This is a genomic window from Fodinicurvata sediminis DSM 21159 (genome assembly GCF_000420625.1).
GTDB lineage: Bacteria > Pseudomonadota > Alphaproteobacteria > Kiloniellales > DSM-21159 > Fodinicurvata > Fodinicurvata sediminis.
This window is the reverse complement of the sequence record NZ_ATVH01000015.1, coordinates 325,022-350,761: the sequence shown is the minus strand read 5'-3', so window position 1 is coordinate 350,761 and position 25,740 is coordinate 325,022. Positions and strand designations below refer to the sequence as shown.

Annotated in this window: 20 protein-coding genes; 7 read left to right on the top strand and 13 right to left on the bottom strand. The window is 63.4% G+C overall.

Going from position 1 to position 25,740, the window contains the following annotated elements; all coding sequences use genetic code 11:
* Positions 1 to 9: 9 nt before the first annotated feature.
* Genes G502_RS0112045 through G502_RS0112020 form a run of 6 tightly spaced genes read right to left on the bottom strand, consistent with a single transcriptional unit; the run spans position 10 to position 7,889 of the window.
* Positions 10 to 1,407 carry an L-serine ammonia-lyase gene (locus tag G502_RS0112045; RefSeq protein ID WP_022728925.1) on the bottom strand — a complete coding sequence of 466 codons (1,398 nt, stop codon included), beginning with the start codon at positions 1,405 to 1,407 and terminating at the stop codon, positions 10 to 12.
* 4 nt (positions 1,408 to 1,411) lie between these two features.
* Entirely contained in the window at positions 1,412 to 2,689 is a 1,278-nt protein-coding gene (gene glyA / locus G502_RS0112040) for a serine hydroxymethyltransferase (protein WP_022728924.1), read from the bottom strand.
* A gap of 44 nt (positions 2,690 to 2,733) precedes the next feature.
* Positions 2,734 to 3,294 (bottom strand): sarcosine oxidase subunit gamma, encoded by a 561-nt coding sequence (locus G502_RS0112035; RefSeq protein WP_022728923.1) that lies wholly within the window; start codon positions 3,292 to 3,294, stop codon positions 2,734 to 2,736.
* Between the two features lie 17 nt (positions 3,295 to 3,311).
* On the bottom strand, positions 3,312 to 6,305 hold the full coding sequence (locus G502_RS0112030; RefSeq protein WP_022728922.1) for a sarcosine oxidase subunit alpha: 2,994 nt from the start codon (positions 6,303 to 6,305) through the stop codon (positions 3,312 to 3,314).
* Positions 6,302 to 6,610 carry a sarcosine oxidase subunit delta gene (locus tag G502_RS0112025; protein WP_022728921.1) on the bottom strand — a complete coding sequence of 103 codons (309 nt, stop codon included), beginning with the start codon at positions 6,608 to 6,610 and terminating at the stop codon, positions 6,302 to 6,304. Before G502_RS0112025 ends, G502_RS0112030 begins: the two co-directional genes overlap by 4 nt.
* A gap of 25 nt (positions 6,611 to 6,635) precedes the next feature.
* Positions 6,636 to 7,889 (bottom strand): sarcosine oxidase subunit beta family protein, encoded by a 1,254-nt coding sequence (locus tag G502_RS0112020; protein WP_022728920.1) that lies wholly within the window; start codon positions 7,887 to 7,889, stop codon positions 6,636 to 6,638.
* 71 nt (positions 7,890 to 7,960) lie between these two features.
* Here G502_RS0112020 and G502_RS0112015 point away from each other — a divergent pair, with 71 nt between their 5' ends.
* Positions 7,961 to 9,004: a GlxA family transcriptional regulator gene (locus G502_RS0112015; protein ID WP_022728919.1), complete on the top strand. Its 1,044-nt coding sequence runs from the start codon at positions 7,961 to 7,963 to the stop codon at positions 9,002 to 9,004.
* 84 nt (positions 9,005 to 9,088) lie between these two features.
* On the opposite strand, the gene G502_RS0112010 is transcribed toward G502_RS0112015, so the two are convergent.
* On the bottom strand, positions 9,089 to 9,811 hold the full coding sequence (locus G502_RS0112010; protein WP_022728918.1) for an isochorismatase family protein: 723 nt from the start codon (positions 9,809 to 9,811) through the stop codon (positions 9,089 to 9,091).
* A gap of 178 nt (positions 9,812 to 9,989) precedes the next feature.
* Between G502_RS0112010 and G502_RS0112005 the strand changes: the two genes are divergently transcribed.
* The 3 genes from G502_RS0112005 (at position 9,990) to cphA (ending at position 14,558) form a co-directional block, all read left to right on the top strand.
* Positions 9,990 to 10,901: a LysR family transcriptional regulator gene (locus tag G502_RS0112005; protein ID WP_022728917.1), complete on the top strand. Its 912-nt coding sequence runs from the start codon at positions 9,990 to 9,992 to the stop codon at positions 10,899 to 10,901.
* 163 nt (positions 10,902 to 11,064) lie between these two features.
* Positions 11,065 to 11,940: a cyanophycinase gene (locus G502_RS0111995; protein ID WP_022728915.1), complete on the top strand. Its 876-nt coding sequence runs from the start codon at positions 11,065 to 11,067 to the stop codon at positions 11,938 to 11,940.
* Complete coding sequence (gene cphA / locus G502_RS0111990; protein WP_022728914.1) at positions 11,937 to 14,558, top strand: cyanophycin synthetase; 2,622 nt, start codon at positions 11,937 to 11,939, stop codon at positions 14,556 to 14,558. The genes G502_RS0111995 and cphA overlap by 4 nt, the downstream gene beginning before the upstream one ends.
* A 9-nt stretch (positions 14,559 to 14,567) precedes the next feature.
* Here the strand turns inward: cphA and G502_RS0111985 are convergent, their stop codons facing one another.
* The 4 genes from G502_RS0111985 to G502_RS19975 form a co-directional block, all read right to left on the bottom strand.
* Positions 14,568 to 16,595 carry a CocE/NonD family hydrolase gene (locus G502_RS0111985; protein WP_022728913.1) on the bottom strand — a complete coding sequence of 676 codons (2,028 nt, stop codon included), beginning with the start codon at positions 16,593 to 16,595 and terminating at the stop codon, positions 14,568 to 14,570.
* 71 nt (positions 16,596 to 16,666) lie between these two features.
* Entirely contained in the window at positions 16,667 to 17,965 is a 1,299-nt protein-coding gene (locus G502_RS0111980; RefSeq protein ID WP_022728912.1) for an ATP-grasp domain-containing protein, read from the bottom strand.
* A gap of 178 nt (positions 17,966 to 18,143) precedes the next feature.
* The gene (locus G502_RS0111975) at positions 18,144 to 19,073 is read right to left on the bottom strand and encodes an isoaspartyl peptidase/L-asparaginase family protein (protein ID WP_022728911.1); all 930 of its coding nucleotides are present in this window, start codon (positions 19,071 to 19,073) and stop codon (positions 18,144 to 18,146) included.
* A 104-nt stretch (positions 19,074 to 19,177) separates the two neighbouring features.
* Positions 19,178 to 20,830: an alpha/beta hydrolase gene (locus tag G502_RS19975; RefSeq protein ID WP_022728910.1), complete on the bottom strand. Its 1,653-nt coding sequence runs from the start codon at positions 20,828 to 20,830 to the stop codon at positions 19,178 to 19,180.
* Positions 20,831 to 21,445: 615 nt separating this feature from the next.
* On the opposite strand from G502_RS19975, the gene G502_RS0111965 reads away from it, so the two are divergent.
* Genes G502_RS0111965 through G502_RS0111955 form a run of 3 tightly spaced genes read left to right on the top strand, consistent with a single transcriptional unit; the run spans position 21,446 to position 23,729 of the window.
* Positions 21,446 to 22,108 carry a bifunctional 4-hydroxy-2-oxoglutarate aldolase/2-dehydro-3-deoxy-phosphogluconate aldolase gene (locus tag G502_RS0111965; protein WP_022728909.1) on the top strand — a complete coding sequence of 221 codons (663 nt, stop codon included), beginning with the start codon at positions 21,446 to 21,448 and terminating at the stop codon, positions 22,106 to 22,108.
* On the top strand, positions 22,105 to 23,040 hold the full coding sequence (locus G502_RS0111960) for a sugar kinase (RefSeq protein WP_022728908.1): 936 nt from the start codon (positions 22,105 to 22,107) through the stop codon (positions 23,038 to 23,040). The genes G502_RS0111965 and G502_RS0111960 overlap by 4 nt, the downstream gene beginning before the upstream one ends.
* A complete protein-coding gene (locus G502_RS0111955; protein ID WP_022728907.1) occupies positions 23,037 to 23,729 on the top strand; it encodes an SDR family NAD(P)-dependent oxidoreductase in 693 nt (230 codons plus the stop codon). The genes G502_RS0111960 and G502_RS0111955 overlap by 4 nt, the downstream gene beginning before the upstream one ends.
* 6 nt (positions 23,730 to 23,735) lie before the next feature.
* On the opposite strand, the gene G502_RS0111950 is transcribed toward G502_RS0111955, so the two are convergent.
* Both G502_RS0111950 and G502_RS19970 read right to left on the bottom strand, forming a co-directional pair.
* Positions 23,736 to 24,440, bottom strand: a complete 705-nt coding sequence (locus tag G502_RS0111950) for an SDR family oxidoreductase (protein ID WP_022728906.1) — start codon at positions 24,438 to 24,440, stop codon at positions 23,736 to 23,738.
* Positions 24,441 to 24,490: 50 nt separating this feature from the next.
* Positions 24,491 to 25,735 (bottom strand): NAD(P)/FAD-dependent oxidoreductase, encoded by a 1,245-nt coding sequence (locus tag G502_RS19970; RefSeq protein ID WP_022728905.1) that lies wholly within the window; start codon positions 25,733 to 25,735, stop codon positions 24,491 to 24,493.
* Positions 25,736 to 25,740 lie beyond the last annotated feature (5 nt).

Here is a 25,740-nt window from a genome sequence, read left to right as displayed (position 1 = left end):
GGCACCGGATCAGCACTCCGCCAGGTTCACGGCGATGCCGCCGGTCGAGGTTTCCTTGTACTTCTCGTTCATGTCCTGGCCGGTCTGCATCATCACCTTGATGCAGTTATCCAGCGGCATGAAGTGACGCCCGTCGCCGCGCAGGGACAGGCTGGCCGCGGAAACGGCCTTGATCGCGCCCAGGGCATTGCGCTCGATGCAGGGCACCTGGACCAGACCGCCCGCTGGATCGCAGGTCATGCCAAGATGATGCTCCAGGGCGATCTCGGCGGCATTCTCGATCTGTTCGTTCGTGCCGCCCAGTGCAGCGCAGAGACCGGCCGCCGCCATGGCCGATGCAGATCCCACCTCACCCTGGCAGCCGACCTCGGCGCCGGAGATCGAGGCATTGTGCTTGATCAGGCCGCCGATGGCCGCTGCGGTCAGCAGGAAGTCGCGAATGCCCTGGTGACTGGCCCCGATGCAGTGATCCCGGTAATAGCGGATCACGGCCGGCACCACACCGGCCGCCCCGTTGGTGGGTGAGGTGACCACGCGCCCGCCGGCCGCATTCTCCTCGTTCACGGCAATCGCATAGACGCTCATCCAGTCATTGGCCACATGGGGCTGGTCGGTATTGCGCCCGCGCTCGGCGGTCAACTGGCCATATATGGCCCTGGCGCGTCGTCGGACGTTCAGGCCGCCAGGCAGCACGCCCTCCATGCGCAAGCCCCGCTCGATGCAGCTGTCCATGGCCTGCCAGATGGCGTCCAGCTTCTCGTCCAGGCGATCATGGTGACAGGCCAACTCATTGATCCGCTTTATCTCGGCGATAGTCATGCCGGCATCCGCGGCCATCTTCAACATCTGCTGCGCGGTCTCGAAGGGATAGGGATAGCCCGTTTCGCTCTCCCCCACGGCCGAGTCCTCGCTGTTGGCCAGCTGCGCCAGCTCCTCTTCGGTCAGCACGAAGCCGCCCCCCACGGAGTAGTATGTCCGTTCCAGCAGGACCGTGCCGTCCTTGTTCAGGGCCCGCATGACCAAGCCATTGGCGTGTCCGGGCAGGGGTGGGCCATAGTCGAACACCAGGTCGTTCACCGGGTCGAAGGCCATGGCGGGCAGCCCGGGCGGTGTCACGGTCTCGGTCTCGTAAACCCGGGCCTCGAGGACCTCGGCCTCATCGGGATCCAGTCGATCGGGTGTCAGTCCGCACAGCCCCAGGATCACCGCCCGGTCGGTCGCATGTCCCTTGCCGGTGAAGGCCAGCGAGCCGTGCAGCCGCACCTGCAGATGGACGGCCTCACCGCCAGGCAGTCCGGCCTCTTTCAGGGTTTCCACGAAACCTGCGGCGGCCGTCATCGGTCCCATGGTGTGCGAGGACGAGGGCCCGATGCCGATCTTGAAGATATCGCTGACCGACAGGAACATGGGATCATCCTCCCGATGGAGCGTAGATGGGATGGGCGCGGCAGAGCGCCTGGACCTCAGCCAGCACGGCGGCTTCCTGTTCGACGGCTGTCTCCTCACCCCCGCCCTGGGCGTCCAGGACCTTCAGGATCAACGCGCCCACCTTGCGGAATTCCGCTTCCCCGAAGCCCCGGGTGGTCCCGGCCGAACTGCCCAGGCGAATGCCCGAGGTCACGAAGGGTTTTTCGGGATCGAAGGGGATCGCGTTCTTGTTGCAGGTCAGGCCGGCGCGCTCCAGGGCCACCTCGGCCACCTTGCCGGTCACGCCCTTGGGACGCAGATCCACCAGCACCATGTGGCTGTCGGTGCCCCCGGAAATGATTCCCAGCCCGCCTTGCTGCAGCACCTGGGCCAGGGCGCGCGCGTTGTCGATGACCTGGCGTGCGTAGTCACGGAAGGACGGCTCCAGCGCTTCGCCGAAGGCCACGGCCTTGGCGGCGATCACATGCATCAACGGCCCGCCCTGGTTCCCCGGGAAGACCGCCGAGTTGAACTTCTTGCCCAGCTCCACGTCGTTGCTGAGGATCAGCCCGCCGCGCGGACCGCGCAGGGTCTTGTGCGTGGTCGAGGTCACCACGTGTGCATGGGGCAGCGGGTCGGGATAGTGCCCGGCGGCGACAAGCCCGGCGTAGTGCGCCATGTCCACCATCAGCCAGGCTCCCACCTCGTCCGCAATCCGGCGGAAAGCGGCGAAGTCGATGGCCCGCGGGTAGGCCGAGGCCCCGGCCACGATCATCTTCGGCCGGGTTTCCAGGGCCTGGCGGCGCACCTCGGCCATGTCGATCAGATGGCTGTCCGGCTGCACTTCATAGGACACCACATCGAACCATTTCCCGGACATCGTCACCGGCGAGCCATGGGTCAGGTGCCCGCCGTGGGCCAGCGACAGGCCCATGATTCGATCACCCGGCTGCAGCAGAGCCAGGAAGACCGCCTGGTTGGCCTGGGCGCCCGAATGCGGCTGCACATTCGCGTAGTCCGCCCCGAACAGACGGCGCGCCCGCTCCAGGGCGATGGTTTCGACCTCATCCACGTATTCGCAGCCGCCGTAATAGCGGCGGCCCGGGTAGCCCTCGGCATACTTGTTGGTCAGCACCGACCCCTGGGCCGCCAGGACGTCCGGCGAGACGATATTCTCGGACGCGATCAGTTCGATCTGGTTCTGCTGCCGCCCCAGTTCCCGGTCGATGGCCGCCGCTATGGCCTGGTCCGTCAGGCCCGGCTGGGCCGTCATCTCGAACATCTCATGTCTCCTGCATCAGGCGTATACTGGCCTGCTGTTCTGCCTCAGGCACTCTGGCTTTCCAGTTGGGCTTCCGCGGCGAATTCGCGGTTCCCGGTTTCCAGAAGCGAGTGGATGTAGTCGAAGAAGGAGCGCCAGACATCCAGGCGGTAGGCATCCTGCCCGTCGCGCCAGAGCACGACCTGTATGCCGCCCATGACGGTTCGCCGGCCGCTTCCTGGCGGCATCAGCTCCAGATTGCGCGGACAGGCAATGGTCAGAAGGTCCGTCGCCCGTTCTCCCTCGAGGCGCAGGGTGATTTCGCGGTCGCTGATCTCCGCCAGGCTATGCGGAACCTCCGCATAGGCCTCGAGCGCAGCGGTGAAAAGCGCCTCACGCTCGGCCTCGGGCGCCAGAACCACCCACTCGTCCGGACCCAGGCAGAGCGCCTCGCGGCCCCCCTGGCTGCTGCGCATACCGATGCGCTCCGGCAGCTCCAGGCCCAGGGCCTGTCCCAGTTGTTGTCTGCCCTGCTTGCCCACGCGCAGGGAGAAGCGCGCCACCGGCTCCATGACCTCCAGCTGGACCGGCCCTCGCACCGTGTTGATCTTGCTTGCTTTGCTCATCTGCCGTCTCCTTCGCCTCAGACCTTCAGGCGCTCGCCTTCGGGATCATAGAATACCGTGTCGGTCACACGGGCCTTGTGCAGGCCGCTGGGCAACGGAACATAGACCTCCTGCCCCTTCAGGTTCCGGCCATCCTTCAGAAGGGCCAGTGCAATGGAACGGCCCAGCGTGGCGCTGTGATAGGACGAACTGACGTGCCCGATCATCGCCATGGGCACCGACTGGTTCGGATCGGCCACAACCTGTGCGCCCTCATCCAGTCGCACCGAGCCGTCCTCGGTCAGCAGGCCGACCAGCTGCTTGCGCCCGGGCGCCACCAGGTCGGGGCGGCTGAGCGAACGCATGCCGACGAAGTCCGTCTTCTTCTTGCCCACGGCCCAGCTCATGCCGGCATCGTCCGGCGTCACCGTCCCGTCGGTGTCCTGACCGACGATGATGAAGCCCTTCTCGGCGCGCAGCACGTGCATGGTCTCCGTGCCGTAGGGGCAGATGTCGAACTGCTGTCCGGCCTCGTAGAGCTTTTCCCAGAGGTCGCGCCCGTAGCGCGCCGGCACGTTGATCTCGAAGCTCAACTCGCCGGTAAAGCTCAGGCGGAACAGGCGCGCCGGGAAACCGGCTACCCTGCACTCGGCCACGGACATGTGGACGAAGGCCTCGGGCGACAGGTCCTGGCCCTCGACGAAGGGTTCCAGAACACGCCTCGCATTGGGACCGTTGAGCGCGATGGTGGCCCACTGCTCGGTGGTCGAGGTCAGCCAGACATTCAGGTCCGGCCACTCGGTCTGCAGATAGTCCTCCATCATGGTCAGTACGCGTGCGGCGCCGCCGGTAGTGGTGGTGACATGGAACAGGTCATCTGACAGGCGCCCGATCACACCGTCATCGCGAATGAATCCGTCCTCGCCCAGCAACAGGCCATAGCGGCAGCGTCCGGGTGCCAGCTTCGTCCAGGGGTTGGTGTACATGCGGTTCATGAACTCCACCGCATCCGGACCCGCCACCTCGATCTTGCCGAGGGTCGAGGCGTCGAAGATGCCCAGCGACTTGCGCGTGGCCAGGCATTCGCGGGCCACGGCCGCCTCCATGTCCTCGCCCTGCCGGGGGAAGTACCAGGCACGGCGCCATTGAGAAACCGGCTCGAAAACCGCTCCGTTCTCCTCGGCCCAGCTGTCGATGGGTGTCTTGCGCACCACCTCGAAGTGGTCGCCCCGGTGATAGCCGGCAAAGGCGCCGAAGGTCGTCGGCGTATAGGGCGGCCGGAAGGTCGTGAGGCCCACCTGGGGCGGCGCCTTGCCCACGGCATCCGCTGCGATCATCAGGCCGTTCATGTTCGACAGCTTGCCCTGGTCGGTGGCCATGCCGTTGGTGGTGTAGCGCTTCACGTGCTCAATGGACTTCATGCCCTCGCGTACGGCCAGGCGTATGTCCTTGGCCGTCACGTCGTTCTGGTAGTCCACGAAGGCCCGCGCACGCCCAGGCTTGCGGTCGCTCGGCAGTTCGCGATGCGTCTCGCCGCTGCCGGTGCGATCGTGCTCGACCTGGAAGGCTCCGCTTTCCGGCTTTTGGCCAGCGGCTTCGGCCGCCTCTGCCCCGCGCCGGTCACCGTCCTGAAGCGCGGCTTCCACACCCCAGAGCCCGCGACCGGCGCCGGTAATGTGACAGGCCTCGGCCTGCTGATCCGGCAGAAAGGCCTCGCTTTCCTCGTCCCAGCGCAGGGTCCCCTTGGTATGCGAGAAGAGGTGCAATGACGGTGTCCAGCCGCCGGACATCAGCAGGCTGTCACAGCCAAGCGTTTCGGCCGCCCCGACCCGGCCATCCTTCACCGGGTTCACCCGCACCGAATTGACGCGCAGGCGGCCGCTGGTGCCGGTGACCGTATGCCCCGCCAGGACCCGGATGCCACGGCTTTGTGCCGCCTGCTTCAAGGCGTCCGAGGGATTGGCCCGCGTATCGACGATGGCCTCCACGCGGCTGCCGGCATCGGACAGGTCGAAGGCGGCATGCCATGCCGAATCATGCGAAGTCGCGACCACGACACGGTCCCCAACGCGCACGCCATAGCGGTGCAGATAGGTCTGAGCCGCCCCGGCCAGCATGATGCCGGGCCGGTCGTTGCCGTCGAACACCAGGGGCTTTTCCAGCGCACCCTGGGCCAGCACCACCTGTCCGGCGCGGACCTGCCACAGGCGCTCGCGCGGAAGGTTGGGGGGAGCCTCCTTCAGGTGGTCGCTCAAGCGTTCGCAGAGCGCCACGAAGTTCTGGTGATAGTAGCCAATGGCCGTGGTCCGCGACATGACGCGCACGCCCAGGTGGCGCAGTTCCTCCAGCATGCTGGCCAGCCAGTCCCAGGCAGGCTGGCCATCGATGACCAGGCCGGGCTCGGACAGCAGGTGTCCCCCCATCTCGGCGGATTCGTCCACCAGGACCACGCTGGCGCCGGCCTTGGCCGCACTGTGCGCCGCCGACAGACCGGCCGGGCCACCGCCCACCACCAGGATATCGCTGTGCAGGTAGCGTTCGGCATAGCGATCGGGATCGGGTTCCTGGGGCGCCTTGCCCAGGCCGGCGGCCCGGCGGATCAGCGGCTCGTAGACCCGTTCCCAGAAGCTGCGCGGCCACATGAAGGTCTTGTAGTAGAAACCGGCCGAGAAAAGCATGTAGAGTCGGTCGTTGATCGCCCCCAGGTCGAAGGACAGCCTGGGATAGCGGTTCTGGCTCTCTGCCTGCAGCCCGTCCCAGATCTCCTGCACCGTGGCACGGGTGTTGGGCTCGTAGCGGTCCGGGCCGCGCCGTGTGCCGACCAGGGCATTGGGCTCCTCCGACCCGGCGGTCAGGATGCCGCGTGGCCGGTGATACTTGAACGAACGGCCCAGCAGGTGGACCCCGTTGGCCAGCAGGGCCGAGGCCAGGGTATCCCCTTCCAGTCCCTGATAGCGGCGTCCATCGAACTGGAACTCGACGGGGCGGTCGTGGCGGACACGTCCGGACTCTGCAACACGAAAGGCCGTCATTCCTTGCCCTCCTTTCCGGTCAGGCTTGCCAGGTCCGGGCGCGGGTCACCCACCCGGTAGGTGGTCAGGAAGCGGTCGCTGACGGTATCCCGCACGGCATTGAAGAAACGCGCACAGCCATGATTGTGGCGCCAGCGCTCGTAGTGCGGGCCCTTCACGTTCGAGCGGATGAAGAGGTAGTCGCGCCAGGCCTCGTCATCCAGGCTGGCGGGATCCGCAGGACGGTCGATATGGGCTTCGCCGGCATAGGTGAACTCCAGTTCCGGCAGGTCTTCATCGCAGTAGGGGCAATGGATCAGCAGCATCGGTTCTCTCCTTCGCGCAGCGCCGTCAATGGGCCACGGCCGCGGCCGCGGCCTCGTCGATCAGGCGTCCTGTGCGGAAACGATCCAGGTGGAAGGGGGCATTGATCGGGTGCGGTTCGTCCTTGGCCACGGTCCAGGCCAGGACATTGGCCGCCCCCGGCGTGGCCTTGAAGCCGCCGGTCCCCCAGCCGCAGTTGACGTAAAGCCCCTGGACCGGGGTCTTGTTCAGGATGGGCGAGCGGTCGGGCGTCACATCCACGATGCCGCCCCATTTGCGCAGCATCCGCATGCGCGTGAAAATCGGGAAGACCTCGCAGACGGCCGCCACGGTGTGTTGTATGTGGGGCAGTCCGCCCCGCTGGGAATAGCTGGTGTACTGGTCGGTGCCGGCGCCGATCACAAGCTCGCCCTTGTCCGACTGGCTGACATAGGCGTGCACCGTGTTGGACATGACCACACAGGGGAAGATGGGCTTGACCGGCTCGCTGACCAGGGCCTGCAAGGGGAAGCTTTCCAGTGGCAGGCGCACGCCCGCCGTATCCATCAGGACGGATGTGTGCCCCGCAGCGGAAACCGCCACCTTCTTGGCCTTGATGAAGCCACGCGCCGTCTCGACCCCTTCCACGGCGCCATTGGAATCACGGCGGATGGCCGTGACGGGGCAGTTCTGCACGATGTCGACCCCGCGTGCCGCCGCTGCGCGGGCATACCCCCAGGCCACGGCGTCATGGCGTGCGGTTCCGGCCCGGCGTTGCAGGGCCGCGCCCATCACGGGATAGCGTGCGGACTTGGAAATATCGAGCGGCGGGCAATAGGCCTTGGCCTCTTCCGGGGTCAGCCACTGGTTGTCCACCCCGTTCAGGCGGTTGGAATGCAGATGGCGCTGGAAGCTCTGAACGTCGTGCACATTGTGCGCCAGCATCATCACGCCGCGCTGCGAGAACATGACGTTGTAGTTCAGCTCCTGGCTCAGGCCCTCCCAGAGGTCCAGCGCGTGATCGTACATCCGCGCGCTTTCGTCATAGAGATAGTTGGATCGAATGATCGTGGTGTTGCGGCCGGTGTTGCCGCCGCCCAGCCAGCCCTTGTCGAGCACGGCCACGTTGGTGATGCCGTGCTCCTTGGCCAGGTAATAGGCCGCCCCCAGGCCATGCCCGCCGGCCCCGACGATGATGACGTCGTATTCCTGCTTCGGTTCGGAATCCGGCCACTGAGGATCCCAGTCCTTGTTACCGGTCATGGCGTTCTTCAGGAGGGAAAGCGCCGAAAATCGCGTCATGGCAAGGTCCTCGTGCGTAGAGCGAAACAGGTGGAATTGTTGAAGAGAAAGACCTTTCGAGGGCTGTATTAATGCGTCATGATGACGTTATATTTGCGTCAACCCTGTCGGAGGTCACAGCTTTGCAGAACGGCTCGACACCGCGCCTGCGCATCGGCTTCGTGCTGGCCCGGCGCTTCACCCTGTCCGCCTTTGCCAACTTCGTGGATGTCCTGCGCCTGGCGGCCGACGAAGGTGACCGCTCCCGCCCGATCCACTGCAGCTGGAAGGTGCTCTCGGCCTCGATGAATCCGGTGCGCTCCAGCTGTGGCGTGACCATCCAGCCGGACGAGCGCCTGGAGGATCCGCGGCGCTTCGACTACATCGTCGTGGTGGGTGGCCTGATCGACGAGATCGAGAAGCTCAATCCCGAGTACGTCACCTACCTGAGGCGCGCCGCCGAACTGGGCGTCCCGCTGGTGGGGGTATGCACCGGCGCCTTCATCCTGCACCGGGCCGGTTTGATGCAGGGCTATCACTGCTGTGTCAGCTGGTTCCACCACGCCGACTTCCTGGAGCAGTTCGACGGACTGGTCCCCATCTCGGACCAGATCTTCATTGTCGACCGGGACCGCCTGACCTGTTCGGGCGGGGCCAGTTCGGCCCATCTGGCCGCCTTCCTGGTGGATCGTCACATCGGACGCTCCGCCGCCCGCAAAAGCCTTCACATCATGATCATCGACGAGGCCATGACCGGCGACAATCCCCAGCCCGGCCTGCCCATGGAGCTGACCACGCGCGACCCGCTGGTGCGCAAGGCACTGATCCGCATGCAGCAGGCCATGGACGACCCGCTCACCATTGCCGAACTGGCTCGCGGCCTGCAGGTCAGCCGCCGCAAGCTGGAACGCCACTTCCACAAGGCCCTGGGCCTGACCCCGGCCGAAGCCGGTACCCGCATGCGCCTGGCCCAGGCCAAGTTCATGCTGCGTCAGCCCGAGTTGACGATCACCGACATCGCCACCTCCACCGGCTTCTGCGACCTCTCCCACTTCATCCGCGTCTTCCACGACCGCGAAGGTCTGACCCCCGAGGTCTTCCGCAAACAGGTCCCCTCACCCGAAGCGCTGCGATAGAAAAACCCCGCGCAAGTGACTTGCGCGGGGTTTTCGGGGCTGTCCTGAACAGACGCCTGCGGTTCAGCAGACGCCCTTAATCCATCACTCCGCAGCGGCGTTCATGGAATTCACCTTGTTCAGGTAGTCAACGCACTCATCGACGGAATGAACATCGCCGAACTTGGCATCAATGTCGAAGAGGTTCCAGGCAACAGCGCCCGGCACGCGGTCACCAATGCATTCCCGAACCGCAATGGGCCGGAAGCCATCGGCAATGCCGTCACAGATTGTCTGGCGCACACAGGCACAAGCCGTAACACCCGTGACAAGGATCGTGTCGACGTTGTTGGCGCGCAGGATGCCGGCCAGTTCCGTTCCATGGAAGGAACTCGCCCGCTTCTTCAGCAAGGTGTACTCGCCCTCGACCGGTGCGATGCGGCTATCGATGGCCCAGAGGTCTTCGTCCTTCAGGTTAACGGCTTCCACGGGGATCTTGTTGTGCCACAGACCCATATCCGTGAAGTCGGCGTTTCGATCGGTAATCTCGTAGGCCGTGGTAACATGGACGACCGGCAGGCCATTGGCCCGGAAGGCTTTCAGAAGCTTCTGCATGCCGGGAATGATCTCGTTGTCCATCTTCTCCTGGTCACAGGTGAAGGGATTGCCGGGGCGCGTCCAGGCGTTTGCCAGGTCCACACTCACCAGGGCCGGCTTGCGCCCGAAACCCACACGGCGCTGAAAGCCACGCTCCTTGTACAGTTCAGTTGATGCATCAAATGCAGACTGCAGCATGCGCTCGAGTTCACGGCTATCAACTTCACTCATGGTCTTCTCCTCGCTCCCCACCGGTTTCCGAAACCCCCGGAAATAACGGCCATTCAGGCTAAATCGGTTGCTTCCAGCTTTTGAAAGCATGTCTAGTTAAACAGATAGCTCATTGCTTTGGAATTGACGGTTTCTCATTTATAATTGCGTGAAATGCATTAATCGGAAATGACACGAGATGCTACGAACCACGGACCTGACACCCGATGCTACCCTGCTGAAATCCTTCATGGTTATGGCAGAGGAATTGAATTTCCGCCGTGCCGCGGAGCGGCTGGTCATAGATCAATCGGCCTTGAGTCGCAGAATCAAGAAGCTTGAAGACCTGCTCGACTACAAGCTGCTCGAACGGACCACGCGGGATGTCACCCTAACTGCCGCAGGGCAAGAGCTCTGCAAGGGTCTGACCCCGCTTCTGGCGGACTATGCAAACTCCGTGGAATCCGCAAGGCGCATTGCCCAGGGCAAGGCAGGACAAGTGCGCGTGGCCTACATGGCCTTTGCCGCAACGGAATTGGTCCCGCAGATCGTTGCGCGTTACCAGCAACAGTATCCCGACATTGACCTCGAGTTGCGCAGTCTCCGCACCCAGGGCCAAAAGATCGCGCTGGCCAACGATGAAGTCGATCTCGGCTTCATGATCGGCCCTTTCGACAACTCGGACTATCACTGTCTTCAATTGACCGATGAGCGGCTTTATGCCGTCACCCCCAGGGATCATTCCCTCTTGCACAAACAAACCCTGTCTCCCCGTGACCTAAAGGATCAGAAGCTCATCCTTGGCGACATGGAGGAATGGGGCGAGTATCGCTGGAAGCTCGAGGATATCTTCAACCAGCACGGCATGCGCCTCAGTCCGGCGCTGGAAGCCACCAATCCACTCGCCCTGATTGGATTGGTTGCAGCTGGCCTAGGAATCACCATCTATCCGGAAAGCCTGCTTGACTACTTGGGTAACCGTGTTGAAGCCCGCCCGGTCGTTCACCCCGATTTCAGGAGCAAGACCGTTCTTGTCTGGAAACGCGCAAACAGGTCACGTGCCGTTCTGAATTTCGTGGAAACCTCCAGGCATCTTCAGGTTCGGGGTTGACTCTCGTTTCAGCAGACAGCCTTCACTTCCAATTGTACGAACAAATGGCGGCTAAAAGCACGTTCGCGAAACTAGGGCTGGATTTTAACGTAAAAAGGGGGTTCAAGGTGGCAGGGCAGGTCTCTAGACTCGCCCTTCACAGGACCCAGGAAGCAGAGACCCTATGAACGATAGCGCGAACCCCACCGAAACAACGAAACACCCCTGGCAGAAGAACGGAAGACTGGTCGCCATCGGCGGCGCCGAGGACAAGGAATCGGACCTGGAAATCCTGCGCCGCGTCCTGGACCTGGCTCCGGAAGGCAACCGGCAGGTTGCCGTGATCGCAACGGCCAGTGGCATTCCCGACGAAATCTATCCCATCTATGAGGACGTATTCAGCCGCATCGGGGCGGAGCGCATGCATCGCATCGACGTGCGCACACGCGAGGATGCCCGCGAGGAGCAGCATATCGAAACGGTGAAGCGCTGCGGAACGATCTTCTTCACCGGCGGCGACCAGTTGCGCCTGACCAATATCCTGGGAGGCTCCCCACTGCTCGAGGCCATCCGCGAAAGTCACGAGAAAGGGGCCGTTGTGGCCGGCACCAGCGCCGGCGCCGCTGCCATGTCGACAACCATGATCTACAATGGCCAGGCAGCGGACGCCCTGCGCAAGGGTGCCGTTCGCATGAGCAGCGGTCTGGGTTTCGTCGAAGACATCATCATCGACAGCCATTTTCTGGAACGCGGTCGCTTCACCCGACTGATGGAAGTTGGCGCCACCAATCCCGAGTACATCGGCGTCGGCCTGGGCGAGGACTCGGCCGTGATCTTCCACCCTGGCGGCGTCCTGGAAGCCATCGGCTCGGGGCACGTCATCATCGTCTACTCCCGCGACATACAAAGTTCGAACGTGGCCGAATTGAACGACGGAGAACCGGTAGCCTTGGAGCATGTTATCATGCATGCTCTGATCAGCGGTTACGGCTACGACGTGCCCAACCAGCGTTACATCACTGCCACGGAGCTTGCGGAAATGGCCGGGACAAACTCATGAAGATACTGGAACACCGCGCACTCAGAGGCCCCAACTACTACAGCCGCTATCTGACCATATTCATGCGGCTGGACATCGAGGGGCTGGAGGAGCGGCCCAGCGACCAGGTGCCAGGCATTGCCGATCGGCTAAAGGCCCTGATGCCCGGCATCTACGAGCACCGCTGCTCTGTGGGTGAACCCGGCGGTTTCCTGCAACGCGTGGAACGCGGCACCTATGCCGGCCACATGGTCGAACACGTCGCTATAGAACTGCAGAACCTGATCGGCTTTTCCGTGGGCTACGGGAAGACCGTCGACAGCTACGACAACGGCATCTACAACGTTTGCTACCGCTATCGCGACGAGGCCTGCGGACTGGCGGCCGGCCGCGAAGCCGTGGAGATCGTCGAGCGCCTCTACAATGGTCAGGATGTCGACCTGGATCCGATCATCGCGCGCCTGAAAGAGGTGCGTGATGCCCACATGCTTGGCCCCTCCACGGCCTCCATCGTCGAAGCCGCCAAGCGCCGCAACATTCCCTATTTCCGGCTGACCGAGGACACCAGCTACATCCAGCTGGGACACGGCCACAAGCAGAAGCGCTTCCAGGCCACCGTCACGGAAAGAACCGGAATCATCGGACACGCCATTGCCGACGACAAGGACTGGACCAAGCAGATCCTGGGCGACGCCGGCATCCCGGTCCCGGCTGGGCGTATCTGCTACAGTATCGAGGAAGCTCTGGAAGCCGCGGACGAGATTGGATATCCGCTCGCCACCAAACCGCTGGTCGGCAATCACGGGCGCGGCGTGACCACCAACATCAACGACGAGACGGAACTGCGCGAGGGCTATCAGGCCGCAGCCCATCGACACGAAAGTGTGGTGGTTGAAGAGTTCATCCGCGGCGAGGATCATCGTCTGTTGGTTGTCGACGGCAAACTGATTGCCGCCGCCCGCCGCCGGCCGGCTCACGTTATCGGTGACGGCAAGAGCACCATCAAGCAACTGGTCGATGCCGAGAACCAGGACCCCAGGCGCGGCGTGGGTCACGAGAACCTTCTGACCCGGATCGAGATCGACGTGCAGACCGAGCGCTTGATCGAACAGGCCGGATTGACCTTGGATAGCATAATCCCCGAAGGCGAGATCGTCTTCCTCAAGTCCACGGCCAATCTCTCTACCGGCGGCACGGCCACCGACTTGACCGATGACGTCCACCCTGAGGTGGCCTATGCCGCCGAGCGAATCAGCCGCCTGATTGGCCTGGACATCATCGGCATTGACCTTCTGGCCGAAACCCTTACCAAACCCCTTGAGGAACAATCCGCCGGCGTGGTCGAGGTGAATGCCGGGCCGGGTTTTCGCATGCACATTTCGCCCACCCACGGCCAGGGGCGCGATGTCGGCCACCATGTGGTCAACATGCTCTTTCCCGAAGAGAGCGAGGATGCCCGCATCCCCATCACGGCCATTACGGGCACGAACGGCAAGACAACCACCACACGCCTGGTCTCCCACCTGCTGCGCCAGGCCGGACAGCGGGTCGGCATGGCCTGCACAGGCACCATCGAGATCGACAACCATGTCGTCATGCGGGGCGATTACAGTGGTCCCCAGGCCGCCTCGATCGTGCTGAAGGAACCAGCGGTCGAGAACGCCGTTCTGGAAGTGGCCCGTGGCGGAATCCTGCGCCGAGGTCTGGGCTTCGACAGATGTGATGTGGGCATCCTGCTCAACATCGCCAGCGATCACCTGGGCGAGGGCGACATCCATACCCTGGACGAGCTGGCCCGCTGCAAGACCGTGGTGGTCGATGCCGTCTCGCCGGAGGGAACCTGCGTTCTCAACGCCGACGACCCCCGCGTCCTGGATCAGGGCACCTACTGGGCACGCGGCAAGATCGTCTATTTCACCCTGGATCCGGATTTGGAGCCGGTGCGCGAACATGTGGCCAACCATGGCGTGGCCTTCACCGTGCGTGACGGCACCATTGTCATGCGCCAGGGTCAGGTCGAGGCCGAGGTGATTCACGTCAATGACGTACCCATCACCTTCGAAGGGCACGCCCTCTTCAACATACAGAACGCCATGGCTGCGGCTGCCGCAGGCTATGCCCTGGGCCTGAATATCGGCGATATCCGGATGGGCCTGCAGACTTTCCACCCCACACCGGGACAGCTGCCCGGCCGTGTCAATCTGGTGGAGGCCGACGGCGTCAAGTGCCTGATCGACTACGGCCACAACGTGCCGGCATTGAAGGCCCTGGAACCGCTGGTCTTCAGCCTGGGGCCGAAACAGCGCATCTCCGTTGCCAGTGCTCCGGGCAATCGGCGCGACGAAGACCTGGAGGCCCTGGGAGCCCAGTTGGCCCGCATGCATTCCCAGCTCTTCATCTGCGAAAACGATCCGCGGGGGCGTCCCGAGGGCGAAGCGGCCAGCCTGCTGAAACGCGGTGCCGAGCGCAGTGGAGAAGGCTGTCAGGTCGAAGTGGTGATGGAAGAACGCGCCGCCATCGAGCGCGCGGTGGACGCGGCAAGCGAAGGGGACCTTCTGGTCCTCCTGGTCGACGACATCGACTATGCCATCGACCGTCTCAAGGGCCGCAGCTTCCAGGATCCACCACCGCAGCCCTGAGAAAAGAGACTAGACCAGGTCGCGCGGAATTTCCTCGTCCCAACTCTGGGAGTAGACGCGGCTGTCGCCTTCGTAGGCATCCAGAGTCGCCTGCAGGCGGAAGGCCGTCTCGTTCGAGGTCATCAGTGTGCGTGTCACGGTGCGGACATGCCAGTCGCCCCGGCGGAAATGCCGCTCCCACTCCGTCCAGCCGCCAATACTGTCGTAATCCTCGTCGGAATAGAAATAGCGCTCGGTGGTCCGCGCCGCGATCTCCAGGTCTATGGAATCGATCCGGTAGCGACCGACGTCGTTGACGACCTGAAGCGTCGACTTGTTGTTGGCCAGGTCCCGGATCACGGTCCACTCCTCGCGAGTCGGCTCGATCAGGGTCTTCTCAAGCGTCGGTGCGGCCTCGGGTTCTTCGAAAGGCCGCAGCGATGCATCATCCTCAGGACGCGGGGGCCTGACCGGCAGGTAGAAGCGGCTGCCCAGGGTATGAATCGTCAGCGTGGCCGGCTTGGGTGAAGGCCAGGCCACCGGCCAGTAACAGGTGGATATCGACAGGCGGATGGCGTGGCCGGCCGGAAAGTGCTGGGCAATGTGCTTCATGGGAACACGTACGCGGTAGCGCTTGCCCGGCACGAGTTCTTCGGGCTGTTCGTTGCTGTCCCTGTGGGTCAGGTTCAACAGGCCATAGGAGACCCGTGTCGCCTTGTAATCCGGCGCGATATCGATCAGGCGCACGGCAACCATGGCAACCTTCTGGTCGCTTTCCAATTCCAGCTCCACCATCGGCTGGCCACAAATCTCGACGGCCTCCTCCAGGCGCGCTGTCTGGAAGATCAAGGCACCGCCATCCTCCTCGCGCTGGTCGTGCGGAAGGTCCGGCGGTGCGTTGTAGGAACACCACTTTCCGGCATAGAGACCGACGAACAGCGGGGAACGGATTTCCATGGCCGCATCGGGCGCTTCCGCTTCATCGTCGCCCACCAGATCATGGCCGGGTGTCAGCAGATAGCCCTGGGTCTCGATCTTCGGCGACGGCCAGGTCTCCTCACCCACCCAGCGGCCCGGGCGGTATTCATAGCGCGTGCTCGGCGCCACGCTGTCCTGCATCCAGACGCGCAGCATGGGTTCGTCCATGATGCCCGTCTCTTGTCCCTTCAGCCAGTAATCGAACCAACGCAGGGAATCCTGCAGGAATCCGATGGCCGGTGCCGGCTCGCCCAGGTGCGGATACTTGTGTGCCCAGGGACCGACCAGGCCCTTGCGCGGCACATCCAGCCCGTCCAGCAGGCGGAAAACCGCATTGACGTACCCATCGGCCCAGCCACTGACGGCATAGACCGGACAGGTTATGGCAGAGAAATCCTCGCAGACCGAGCCATGCTTCCAGTACTCGTCGCGCCGCTGGTGGCTCAGCCAAGTCTTGAGCCACAGGCCGCTTCCGGTCAGGCGCTCCATCCACATATCACGCCAACGATCGCCCACAAGCGCCGGATCCGGTGGACAGGCGTTCTGGTCGAACATGGTGGACGCCCAGGACAGATTGTCCGCCAGCACGCAGCCGCCCATATGGTGCACATCGTCGGCGAAGCGATCGTCCGTGGAGCAGATCGTGATGATGCATTTGAGCTGCGGCGGCTGCAGGGCCGCGATCTGCAGGCCGTTGAAGCCGCCCCAGGATATGCCGATCATGGCACAGTCGCCCGTGCACCAAGGCTGCTGCTCAAGCCAGCGCAGAACCTCCACGCCGTCATCCAGCTCTTGCTGCAGGTACTCGTCCAGCAGCACACCATCGCTCTCGCCGCTGCCGCGCATGTCCACGCGCACACCGGCATAACCGTGTCCGGCCCAGTAGGTATGCATGCCCACATCCCGTTCCGCCGTCAGGTCGCGCTTGCGGTACGGCAGATACTCCATGACGGCCGGCACGGGATACTGATCGGAATCCTTCGGTCGCCAGATACGCAGGGCCAGCCTGCAGCCATCCGGCAGGGTCATCCAGGTTTCCTCTTCAAACACCTCACGGGGAAATTCGCTCACAATGCGCATTCTTGCTCTTCTTTTCCATTGGCCAGGACAGCGGCATGACCGGCACGCTCAGCAGTCAAACTGGCTGGCGGTCATTCCTCGATATCGGTGAACTCGAAGTTGAAGTACTTCAATACACGCTCGTAGCCCCAAAGCAAGGTCGACTGCTTGCTGGCGCCCATCCAGATACAGGCGATGGCATAGCTGTAGCTGTCCTGTTCGGGCAGCTCGGACAACCGCATGCCCTCGTGCGCCTGCGGCCGGATGAAGGTGCCCGGCACCTTGGCGGCGGCGGCCTCGATCTCTTCCGGAGTGGGCGCCCGTGTTACGGTCGCATCGGCGAAGAAGACGCGATAGAAGAACTCGGCCCCCACCTTGTAATCGCCTTCGCGCGAGGGCATGTCGGGACGCTGTCCAAGGCCCAGATCCACAGTCACCTGCTGATTGCTGATGCCGTCGACCTTTTCGAACAGGTCGCAGTGGGACTGGGAAATGCGGGTGTTGATCTCCAACAGCCAGATCCGGTCCTGCACCTCGTCCCAGAAGAACTCGATGTTGAAGGCCGAATTGTCGTAGCCGACGTGGCTCATGACCTTCTTCGTCAATTCGCCCATCTTGTCCTGGACATTCGGCGGCAGGCGCGAGGGATACATGTAATAGAAAAAGCTCAGCACCTGCGGGTAGCGGATGGAATCTACAACACCATAGGGCACCACCTCGCCATTGTAGACATAGCCTTCGACAGTGCACTGACGCCCGCCTATCACCTGCTCGGCCATGCAGAAACCACCGTCCACCTTTCGGATCTCCTCGGGAATCTCGGCTTGATCCAGGACGAAGTTGAAGGGCTCCTGGATGGTGCCAATGTCCGCGCGCAGCCTCTCGATGGCGTGGTCGAAATCCTCAGGGTTGTCGATGCGAAAGCCCAGGCGCGAGCCCGAGGACTTGATCGGCTTCACGAAGAAGGGAAAGGACAGGCCTGCCTCGCCTATGCGGGACAGCGCTTCATCGTCGAAGGGATCGAAGGCGGTAAAGCCCGGGATGTGATCGGGTATGACTTCCCGCTGCACCACCCGACTCCAGAACTTGTGCTCGCACTTCAACAGGCTTTCCAGGGAGGTCGTGCGCACCCCGAACTTTCCGCACAGGATCGGCAGCATGGTCGAGACCGGGAAATCCATGTAGCCGACAATGGCATCAATGGAGCCATCGAACGCCCGCAGCTTCTCCTCTGCCTCCGCCAACATACCGGGAATGTCGAAAATCTCGGTGTCATAGACCTTGGCCGGGTCGATCAGGCCGTGAAATTCGTAGTTCTCCGCCCCACGAAGGCGCTTCAGCTTGTCCAGATTGAACGCATTCAGTCCGATGACGAAAATATTCTTTTTCATGCTTTGTCTCCCGAAAAAAAGGTGATCGCAGACTGCTGCGATCACAACCGCAGCGACCTGGGCTTTTCGGGCTTTCGGTCTGTTGGCGTGATGCGAAAATAGTTGATTTTCACTGTGTCATCCACCTTATTGCGGCACCCTGTTACGGATCTGCGACACAGTACCATGCCACAGCGCTCTAACGATAGATCTGGGTCTCGGCCCGACCGTCGGAACGGATACTGCCGCGGTACATGCCCTCGCAATTGAAGGGCATGGACAGGTTTCCTTCGCGGTCGACGGCAATCAGGCCACCGGATCCTTCACGCGGCGCCAGGACCTCGTGCACCATATGGTTGGCTGCATCCTCCAGCGTTTCACCGGCATGCAACATGCGCGCGGCAATCTCGCTGGCCGCGGTCCAGCGGATGAAGACCTCACCGCTGCCAGTGGCCGAAACGGCGCAGCTGGCATTGTCCGCGAAGGTACCGGCACCGATGATCGGGCTGTCCCCGATTCGGCCCGGTCGCTTCCCCGTGAAACCGCCCGTGGAGGTGGCGGCGGCCAGGTTGCCCTTAATGTCAAGCGCCACGGCGCCCACTGTGCCATGCAAAAGCGAAGGATCGTCGCTGCGTTTCCCTTCGGCCTGCAGCGCCAGGAAGGCTTCCAGGCTGCGCCGGCGTTCATCCGTCTGGAAATAGGTCGCCTGCTCGAAAGGCAGGCCAGCGCCACGCGCAAAGTCCAGGGCGCCTTCCCCCATCATGAAGACCGGTCCGTCCTGCTCCATGAGGGCCCGTGCCACACGCACGGGATTGCGCGGCCCGAGAATCCCGCCGACTGCACCCGCGCGCCGGTCCCGGCCGTCCATGATGGCCGCATCCATTTCCTGGCTGCCGGTAGCCGTGAAGACGGCACCGTGGCCCGCGTTGAAAAGCGGATTGTCCTCCAGGGCACAAACCGCGGCCTCCACGGCGTCGACGGCGGAGCCGCCACCGTTCAGCAGGATCGAAACCTGCTCCAGGATTCCACGCAAGGCGGCATGGTAGCGTTCGCTCAGCGCGTCACTCATGTCGGCACGGGGCACGACACCGGCCCCGCCATGTATGGCCAACGCAAAGGTCCTCGGCATGCTTCAATCTCCTCTGCGCCTGTGCCGGGCGGAATTGCCCGGACAAGGCAGTCCCAGTCTTGTTCTATCCTGGTATGCAGGGCAAGGCCATCGAATTGCCCGTCTCACCGCCGTTCCCTGAAGTGGGCTTTCAACTGCAACAGACGCGATTCATCCCAGCCGGGCGGATCGGCGACTTCGGCCCAGGCATCGATATAGTGCTCGGCGGCATAAACATGGCCATAACCGTCCGGGGCCGCCATCGAAGCCGGCATATCGGCGATCAGCTGCAGGAAAGTGACCGCCGGATACCAAGTCAGATCCGGGGACACATCGGGTCCGCGCCTTCCCTCCAGCCAGGCCGGGCGGCGGTAAAACAGCTCCGGCTCGAAGAAGGTGATCGGATCACTGGCGTACTGAAGGAAGACGAAGCGCATCGGCCCCCAGTCTGCACCAGGAATATCGAGCCTGTCCTGCTGGTTGGTGAAGCGAATGACCGAACCATCCCGAAAACGTGGCAGCCAGGCCGGGGACTCGTCCGCGCGCTCTCTGGTGGCCGACTGCCAGGTGCGTGTCGAAAAGGGCGGACCGCTCCATACAGCGCCGTCGATGGGATCGCCCACCACGTCATAGAGATCGAAAGAGAGATCGGAATTCAGCGCACCCAGGCTTAGGCCATGCATGTACAGCTCTGGACGCTCCTCGGCGGGCAAGTCGCGCCAGTGCTCGTAGACTCTGTCGAACACCGCCTGTGCCGTGTCGGCGCCATACCCGGGCTCGGTCAGCAGCGCCAGCCAGCTGGCCAGATAGGAATACTGCACCGCAACCGTCGCCACGTCCCCGCCCAGCATATATTCCAAGGGTTCCATCGCCGCGCGATCCACCACGCCCGTTCCCGTCGGCGTCGCGATGACCAGAGCCGAACGCTCGAAGGCCTCGATGCGCTTGAGTTCCTCCAGGGCAAGCTCCGCGCGTTCCTCGATGGTCTCGGCAGAGTTGAGGCCGACATAGACGCGGGCCGGACGCATGGCTTCTTCCGATCCAGAAAAGTCGGACAGGTCTTCTTCGGTCGGGGCTCGGGCAACAAACTTGCGGCCGGCACGGCCCATTCCCTCCCAGTCCACCAGTGAGTCCAATGCGCCGGCCATGGCGGGATCTCTGGGCTGCTCAACATCGGGTTCGAGCAGGGCATCGAACTGTTGATAGGAAGAATCGGCCATCCGCAGCCCAACACTTAGGATCAGACCATTCGCTGCAGACCACAGCAATGTCACGACCAGCACGAAACCAGCCACCTGCGCGAAGCGGCGCGGTATATGTCGGCGAATCAACTGGGAGACTAGCAAGAAGATCAGACGTACCAGCCTGGCCAGGAGGACCAGGCCAGCAAAGACGGCCACGGCCACGAGGGCCACCAGCAGCCGCTGCCCCTCCGCAGTCGGCTCCATGTCCATAACGGCCCGGATAGAATTCTGCCAGGCGACGCTGCGCCAGAGGAAATAGCCGGCAATGACGAGACAGACGAGCGCGGCGGCCACTTGCACCACAAGACTGAACCATCCCCTCAGCACCGGCAGCTCCAGATACCGCCACAGCCGGCGACCCCAGAACCCCAGCAGGTAGCCCGCGCCAAAGGCCAGTCCGGACAGCACACCCTGGACCAGGGCCGTGCGCGGCAGAAGGCTCGGCGTCAGCGAGGCTGCGAAGAACAGCGTGCCGAGAAGCAACCCCGCCGTACAAAACGACCGCGCAAACCGGGTGGGCAACTTGGAGATCATGCCGGATCACTTGTAGGGAATGCTTGTGGTTTCAAGGTCTTGGCGTGGCATTGAGGGGTGCGCGAAGCACCACCCCCCCCGATTTGGAGTGACATCCTGGAAAAATAAAGGCACCCGGAAATTCCGGCTTGGCCCAAAGACCGCCGGCAGGATGGCTTCCCCCTGTACAGGGCTGGGAATGGGCCAACGCCGAGGTGGCCGGCGGGCCGCTTGATGCCGGTTGAGGGAGCCACCTTCCGACCGACACCCGCATCCGGGAGAATATCCGATTTTTACACACTGGCAACTCGCTCCGGTCATTTCCCACCTTGAATGGGGTCATGGATTCGACCTAGGCGCCTGGTAACACTCCTCACATGCAGACTCTTCGCTAAGCCTTCACGGGAGATGCCGCATTCACATCTGTACATGGACTAAGCTGCAAGCTTGTCCTGACGGAACGAGACAGTATCCTGCTCGACACGCTGGGCTGTACCGGCTCAGGGACTGGCTGGAACGATTGCTGCGCCAGCACACTGGCATTTGCCCAGCCCAACCTGTAACCAAGGACCTGTTGGATATCCATCAACCAGCTCGGACCACATCCTCCACACGTTCGTTTCTAGCGAGGAGAGTATGAGCAGCGTACTGAGACAGCTTAGCGCCCAGGTGATCCCGGTCATCCGCATGCAGCAGGCCGAAACCGCCCTGACGGCCGTAGACTGGCTGCATGAAGGCGGCATCGAGATCTTCGAGATCACCGCCAGCGTGCCAGGCTATCTCGAAGTGATCGCCAAACTCGCCGAACGAAAGGATCTGCTCGTGGGGGCCGGCACCCTGTTGAGCGCCGAAGATGCCCACAATGCGGTTAAAGCCGGCGCCCGCTTCCTGGTGTCGCCCTGCCTGGTGCCGGAGGTGATCGAGGCCGGCAGCGAGGCTGGAATACCGGTGATTCCGGGAACGGCAACCCCCACGGAGGCCCTGCAGGCCCATCGGCTGGGTGCGGAGGCCGTCAAGGTCTTTCCCGCGCGCCAGCTGGGCGGCCCGGGCTACCTGAAAGCCCTGCGCAGCGTGCTGCCGGACATTGCCGTAATCCCCACCGGCGGCATCGAACTGGACGAGGTGGACGGCTATTTCACCGCCGGCGCCTACGCCGTCGGCATAGGCGGACAGCTGGTCACCCAGGACGAGGTTGGCGAGGCCAGAACTACACAAGACGAGACCGGCGAGACAGCCAGGCAACGCGTCGTGGCACGCGCCCGGCGCCTCTCCGCCCGGGCAGACAGAGGGACAGCATGAGCGGAAACAACGTGGACCTGATCTGCCTGGGGGAACCCATGGTGGAGTTCGCCCAGGTCAAGCGCGGAGAGGAGACCCTGTACCTGCCCGGCTTCGGGGGCGATACCTCGAACTGTGCCGTGGCCGCCGCACGCCAGGGCACACGGGTCGGCTACGTCACGGCATTGGGGGCGGATTCCTTCGGACGCGATTTCCTCGATCTCTGGGCACGCGAAGGCGTCGACACCCGGGGCGTGAGCACTGATCCAGAGGCACCGACAGGCGTCTACTTTATCACCTATCGCAACGGCGAGCATGTGTTCAGCTATCGCCGCAACGGCTCGGCGGCCAGTCGCATGACGCCGGACAGCCTGCCCCATGACTATTTGCGCCTGGCCCGCGTGCTCCACGTCTCGGGCATCAGCCAGGCCATCAGCGACACGGCCTGCGATGCGGCCTTCGCCGCCATCGCTGCGGTGCGGGCGGCCGGTGGGCTGGTCAGCTACGACACCAACCTGCGCCTCAATCTCTGGCCCCTGCCCCGGGCCCGTGCCATCATTCACGCGGCCCTCGCCGAGAGCGACATTGCCCTGCCCGGCCTCGACGATGCACGCCAGTTGACCGAGCTCACGGATCCCCACCTTATCACCGAATTCTATCTGGACCTCGGCCCCCGCATCGTCGTTCTGACCATGGGACGTGAGGGAACGCTGGTGGCAACGCCCGAGCGGCAGGAGGTGGTTCCGGCCCATGCCGTCGAGCAGGTGGATGCCACCGCGGCCGGGGATACCTTCGACGGGGCTTTCCTGGCCCGCTACATCGCCGGCGACGATCCCTTCACAGCGGCGCGCTATGCCAATGTCGCGGCGGCGCTCTCGACCCTGGGACACGGTGCTGTCGCACCGATGCCGCATGCCGAAACAGTGCTGCAAGCGATCAAGGAGGTGACATGACCCCTACGGCACTCATCACTGGCGGCACCGGCGCCATCGGACGCGCCATCGCGGTGGCGCTCGCCGAGGATGGCTACCGCCCCATCCTGGCATCCTCCCGCGCCGAAAGCGATCCCGAGTTCGAGACGCGGCGCCTGGACGTGACCGATCCCGCCTCAATCGAGTCCGCGATGCAGGACCTCGACCAGCTTTCGGTCCTGGTCAATGGGGCTGGAACGGCGATCCGCGAGGGCAAGGAGTTTGAGCCCGAAACCTTCGCCCGGGTCCTCGACATCAACCTGACCGGTGCCCTGCGCATGTGCATGGCTGCCCGTCCCCGCCTTCTGGAGGCCGAGGACGGCTGCATCGTCAACATTTGCTCCATGCTGAGCTTCTTCGGCAGCCCGACGGTGCCGGCCTATTCGGCCAGCAAGGGCGGCCTGCTGCAGCTGACCCGCTCCCTGGCCGCCGCCTGGGCCGAGGAGGGCATCCGCGTGAACGCCGTGGCCCCTGGCTACATCGAAACGCCCCTGACCCAGCCGCTGCACGGCCAGGAGGCGAACAGGGCCCAAATTGCCAACAGAACGCCCATGAAGCGCTGGGGACAGCCCCAGGAAGTGGCCGGATCCGTCGCCTTTCTCTGCTCCCCGCGCGCCAGCTTCACCACCGGCGCCGTGCTCTGCGCCGACGGCGGCTATTCGGTGGCGTAAGAGCCCTCACACCGAATGGGTCAGGCCACCGTCGATGCGGATGTTCTGGCCTGTGATATAGCCGGCGCCGGGTGAGGCCAGAAACGCAATCGTGGAGGCCACCTCCTCGCTGCTGCCGTAGCGCTCCATGGGGATGCGCGCGCGGCGTTCCTCCTTCTCGGGCAGGCTGTCGATGAAGCCCGGAAGCACATTGTTCATGCGCAGGTTCTCGGCCGCGTACTTGTCAGCGAACAGTTTGGTGAAGGCCGCCAGGCCGGCGCGGAACACGCCAGAGGTCGGGAACAGGGGATCCGGCTCGAAAGCGGCGAAGGTCGAGATGTTGATGATCACGCCGTCCTTCTGTTTCTGCATGATCGGCGTCACCAGGCGGGTTGGCCGGATGGCATTGAGAAGATAGACGTCCAGGCCGCTGTGCCAATCCTCATCGCTCAGTTCCAGAACCGGTCCCTTCGGGCCGTGGCCGGCGCTGTTGACCAGCACGTCGATCCGACCCCAGCGTTCCATCGTGCGGTCCATCAGAGTCTGGAGATCGTCGTTGGATTGGTTAGAGCCAGTGACTCCGATACCACCCAACTCCTCGGCCAGGGCTTCCCCCTTGCCGGAGGACGAGAGAATGGCGACCTGGAACCCGTCAGCGGCCAGCTTCCGCGCAGCCGCCGCGCCCATGCCACTACCACCTGCCGTGATGACAGCCACTTTCTGCTGGCTCATGCCTGTTCCTTTCCAAAGATAGCTATACACTACATGCTACTGCCTTGCGGTCAGAAGCGATCCATACGGAATGCGTTGTCGTCAAGATGGCCGTCGGGTGCCTGCATCATCCGGCTTATCAGCTGGGCCGTTGCTGGTGCTGTCGTAAGGCCAATATGCCCATGGCCAAAGGCGTACCAGACGTTCCCCAGACTCCGCGAGCGGTCGATCACCGGCAGGCTGTCAGGAAGCGAGGGGCGATAGCCCAGCCAGAACGTGTGTTCACGGGTCTCCAGTTCGGGCAGCATCTCCTTGGCCTGGTTCAGCAGGCGCCGCGCGCGGCTGTAATCCGGGGGCGCCTTCGTTCCCGCGATCTCAACGGTGCCGGCCACGCGCAGTCCCTCCTCCATGGACGTCGCGAAGAACTTGCGATCCATGTCCGAGGTCGGCCGGTTGAGGGTCAGTTCGGGCTTCAGCAGCATGGCATGATAACCGCGCTCGGTGTCCAGCGGCACCTGGTCCCCCAGGGGGCGCGCAAGCTCCAGGCTGAAGGCGCCGGTCGCCACAACGACCCTTTCCGCCGGAAAGCGCCCGCCGGCCGTCACCACAGCGCTGGCCTGGCCTCCGCTATGCTCGATTTCCATCACCTCAGCACGCGTGAACTGCCCCCCGACCGCCTGAAACAAGGCTACCAAGGCCTCGGTCAAGGCCTTGGGATTCGTCGTATGCCCGCTATTAGGGATGTAGAGACCACGCCGAAAATCTCGAGACAGATTGGGTTCGAGCTGGCGCAACTCATTCTCGTCAAGCACCTCCGTCGCCACACCATTGGCTTCTCTCAAGGCCTGAGCGAAAAGCTCCGTTGCCCCGGCCTCCTGTGTACGGGACGCCAGCAACTGGCCCTTCTGATGAATCAGGCGCTCGCGTTGTTCTGGCTCAAGTATGAACTTCCAGTCCTCCACCGCATTCAGGGTCAGCTGAGCAAGAGCTGCAGCATAGCCTTCGGCTCGTTCTTTCTTCGAGGCCCGGATCCACTGAATCAACCAGGGAAGCGCTTTCGGAAGATAGGACCAGCGCACGGACAAGGGGCCCTGCGGGTCCAGCAGCCAGCCCGGCACCTGCTGCAGCATGCCCGGTAGGGCCACGGGGATGACCGAACCTGTGCTGATGGAACCTGCATTGCCCGAAGAGGCACCCGATCCCGGCGGATCGCGGTCGATCAGCCGGACCTGATATCCATCCCTCTGCAGCTGTAATGCACAGGCTGCCCCAACCACACCAGCCCCAATCACAACGGCTTCACCCGTTTCCGACATCTGAG

Bases quoted from the DNA above. Each gene is read 5' to 3' on its own strand.
- G502_RS0111985 (WP_022728913.1), bottom strand. From the start codon at position 16,595: ATGCGCATTGTGAGCGAATTTCCCCGTGAGGTGTTTGAAGAGGAAACC.
- G502_RS0111955 (WP_022728907.1), top strand. From the start codon at position 23,037: ATGACCCCTACGGCACTCATCACTGGCGGCACCGGCGCCATCGGACGC.
- G502_RS19975 (WP_022728910.1), bottom strand. From the start codon at position 20,830: ATGATCTCCAAGTTGCCCACCCGGTTTGCGCGGTCGTTTTGTACGGCG.
- cphA (WP_022728914.1), top strand. From the start codon at position 11,937: ATGAAGATACTGGAACACCGCGCACTCAGAGGCCCCAACTACTACAGC.
- G502_RS19970 (WP_022728905.1), bottom strand. From the start codon at position 25,735: ATGTCGGAAACGGGTGAAGCCGTTGTGATTGGGGCTGGTGTGGTTGGG.
- G502_RS0112030 (WP_022728922.1), bottom strand. From the start codon at position 6,305: ATGACGGCCTTTCGTGTTGCAGAGTCCGGACGTGTCCGCCACGACCGC.
- G502_RS0111995 (WP_022728915.1), top strand. From the start codon at position 11,065: ATGAACGATAGCGCGAACCCCACCGAAACAACGAAACACCCCTGGCAG.
- G502_RS0112005 (WP_022728917.1), top strand. From the start codon at position 9,990: ATGCTACGAACCACGGACCTGACACCCGATGCTACCCTGCTGAAATCC.
- G502_RS0112035 (WP_022728923.1), bottom strand. From the start codon at position 3,294: ATGAGCAAAGCAAGCAAGATCAACACGGTGCGAGGGCCGGTCCAGCTG.
- G502_RS0112020 (WP_022728920.1), bottom strand. From the start codon at position 7,889: ATGACGCGATTTTCGGCGCTTTCCCTCCTGAAGAACGCCATGACCGGT.
- G502_RS0111975 (WP_022728911.1), bottom strand. From the start codon at position 19,073: ATGCCGAGGACCTTTGCGTTGGCCATACATGGCGGGGCCGGTGTCGTG.
- glyA (WP_022728924.1), bottom strand. From the start codon at position 2,689: ATGTTCGAGATGACGGCCCAGCCGGGCCTGACGGACCAGGCCATAGCG.
- G502_RS0111950 (WP_022728906.1), bottom strand. From the start codon at position 24,440: ATGAGCCAGCAGAAAGTGGCTGTCATCACGGCAGGTGGTAGTGGCATG.
- G502_RS0111965 (WP_022728909.1), top strand. From the start codon at position 21,446: ATGAGCAGCGTACTGAGACAGCTTAGCGCCCAGGTGATCCCGGTCATC.
- G502_RS0111960 (WP_022728908.1), top strand. From the start codon at position 22,105: ATGAGCGGAAACAACGTGGACCTGATCTGCCTGGGGGAACCCATGGTG.
- G502_RS0112025 (WP_022728921.1), bottom strand. From the start codon at position 6,610: ATGCTGCTGATCCATTGCCCCTACTGCGATGAAGACCTGCCGGAACTG.
- G502_RS0111980 (WP_022728912.1), bottom strand. From the start codon at position 17,965: ATGAAAAAGAATATTTTCGTCATCGGACTGAATGCGTTCAATCTGGAC.
- G502_RS0112010 (WP_022728918.1), bottom strand. From the start codon at position 9,811: ATGAGTGAAGTTGATAGCCGTGAACTCGAGCGCATGCTGCAGTCTGCA.
- G502_RS0112015 (WP_022728919.1), top strand. From the start codon at position 7,961: ATGCGTCATGATGACGTTATATTTGCGTCAACCCTGTCGGAGGTCACA.
- G502_RS0112045 (WP_022728925.1), bottom strand. From the start codon at position 1,407: ATGTTCCTGTCGGTCAGCGATATCTTCAAGATCGGCATCGGGCCCTCG.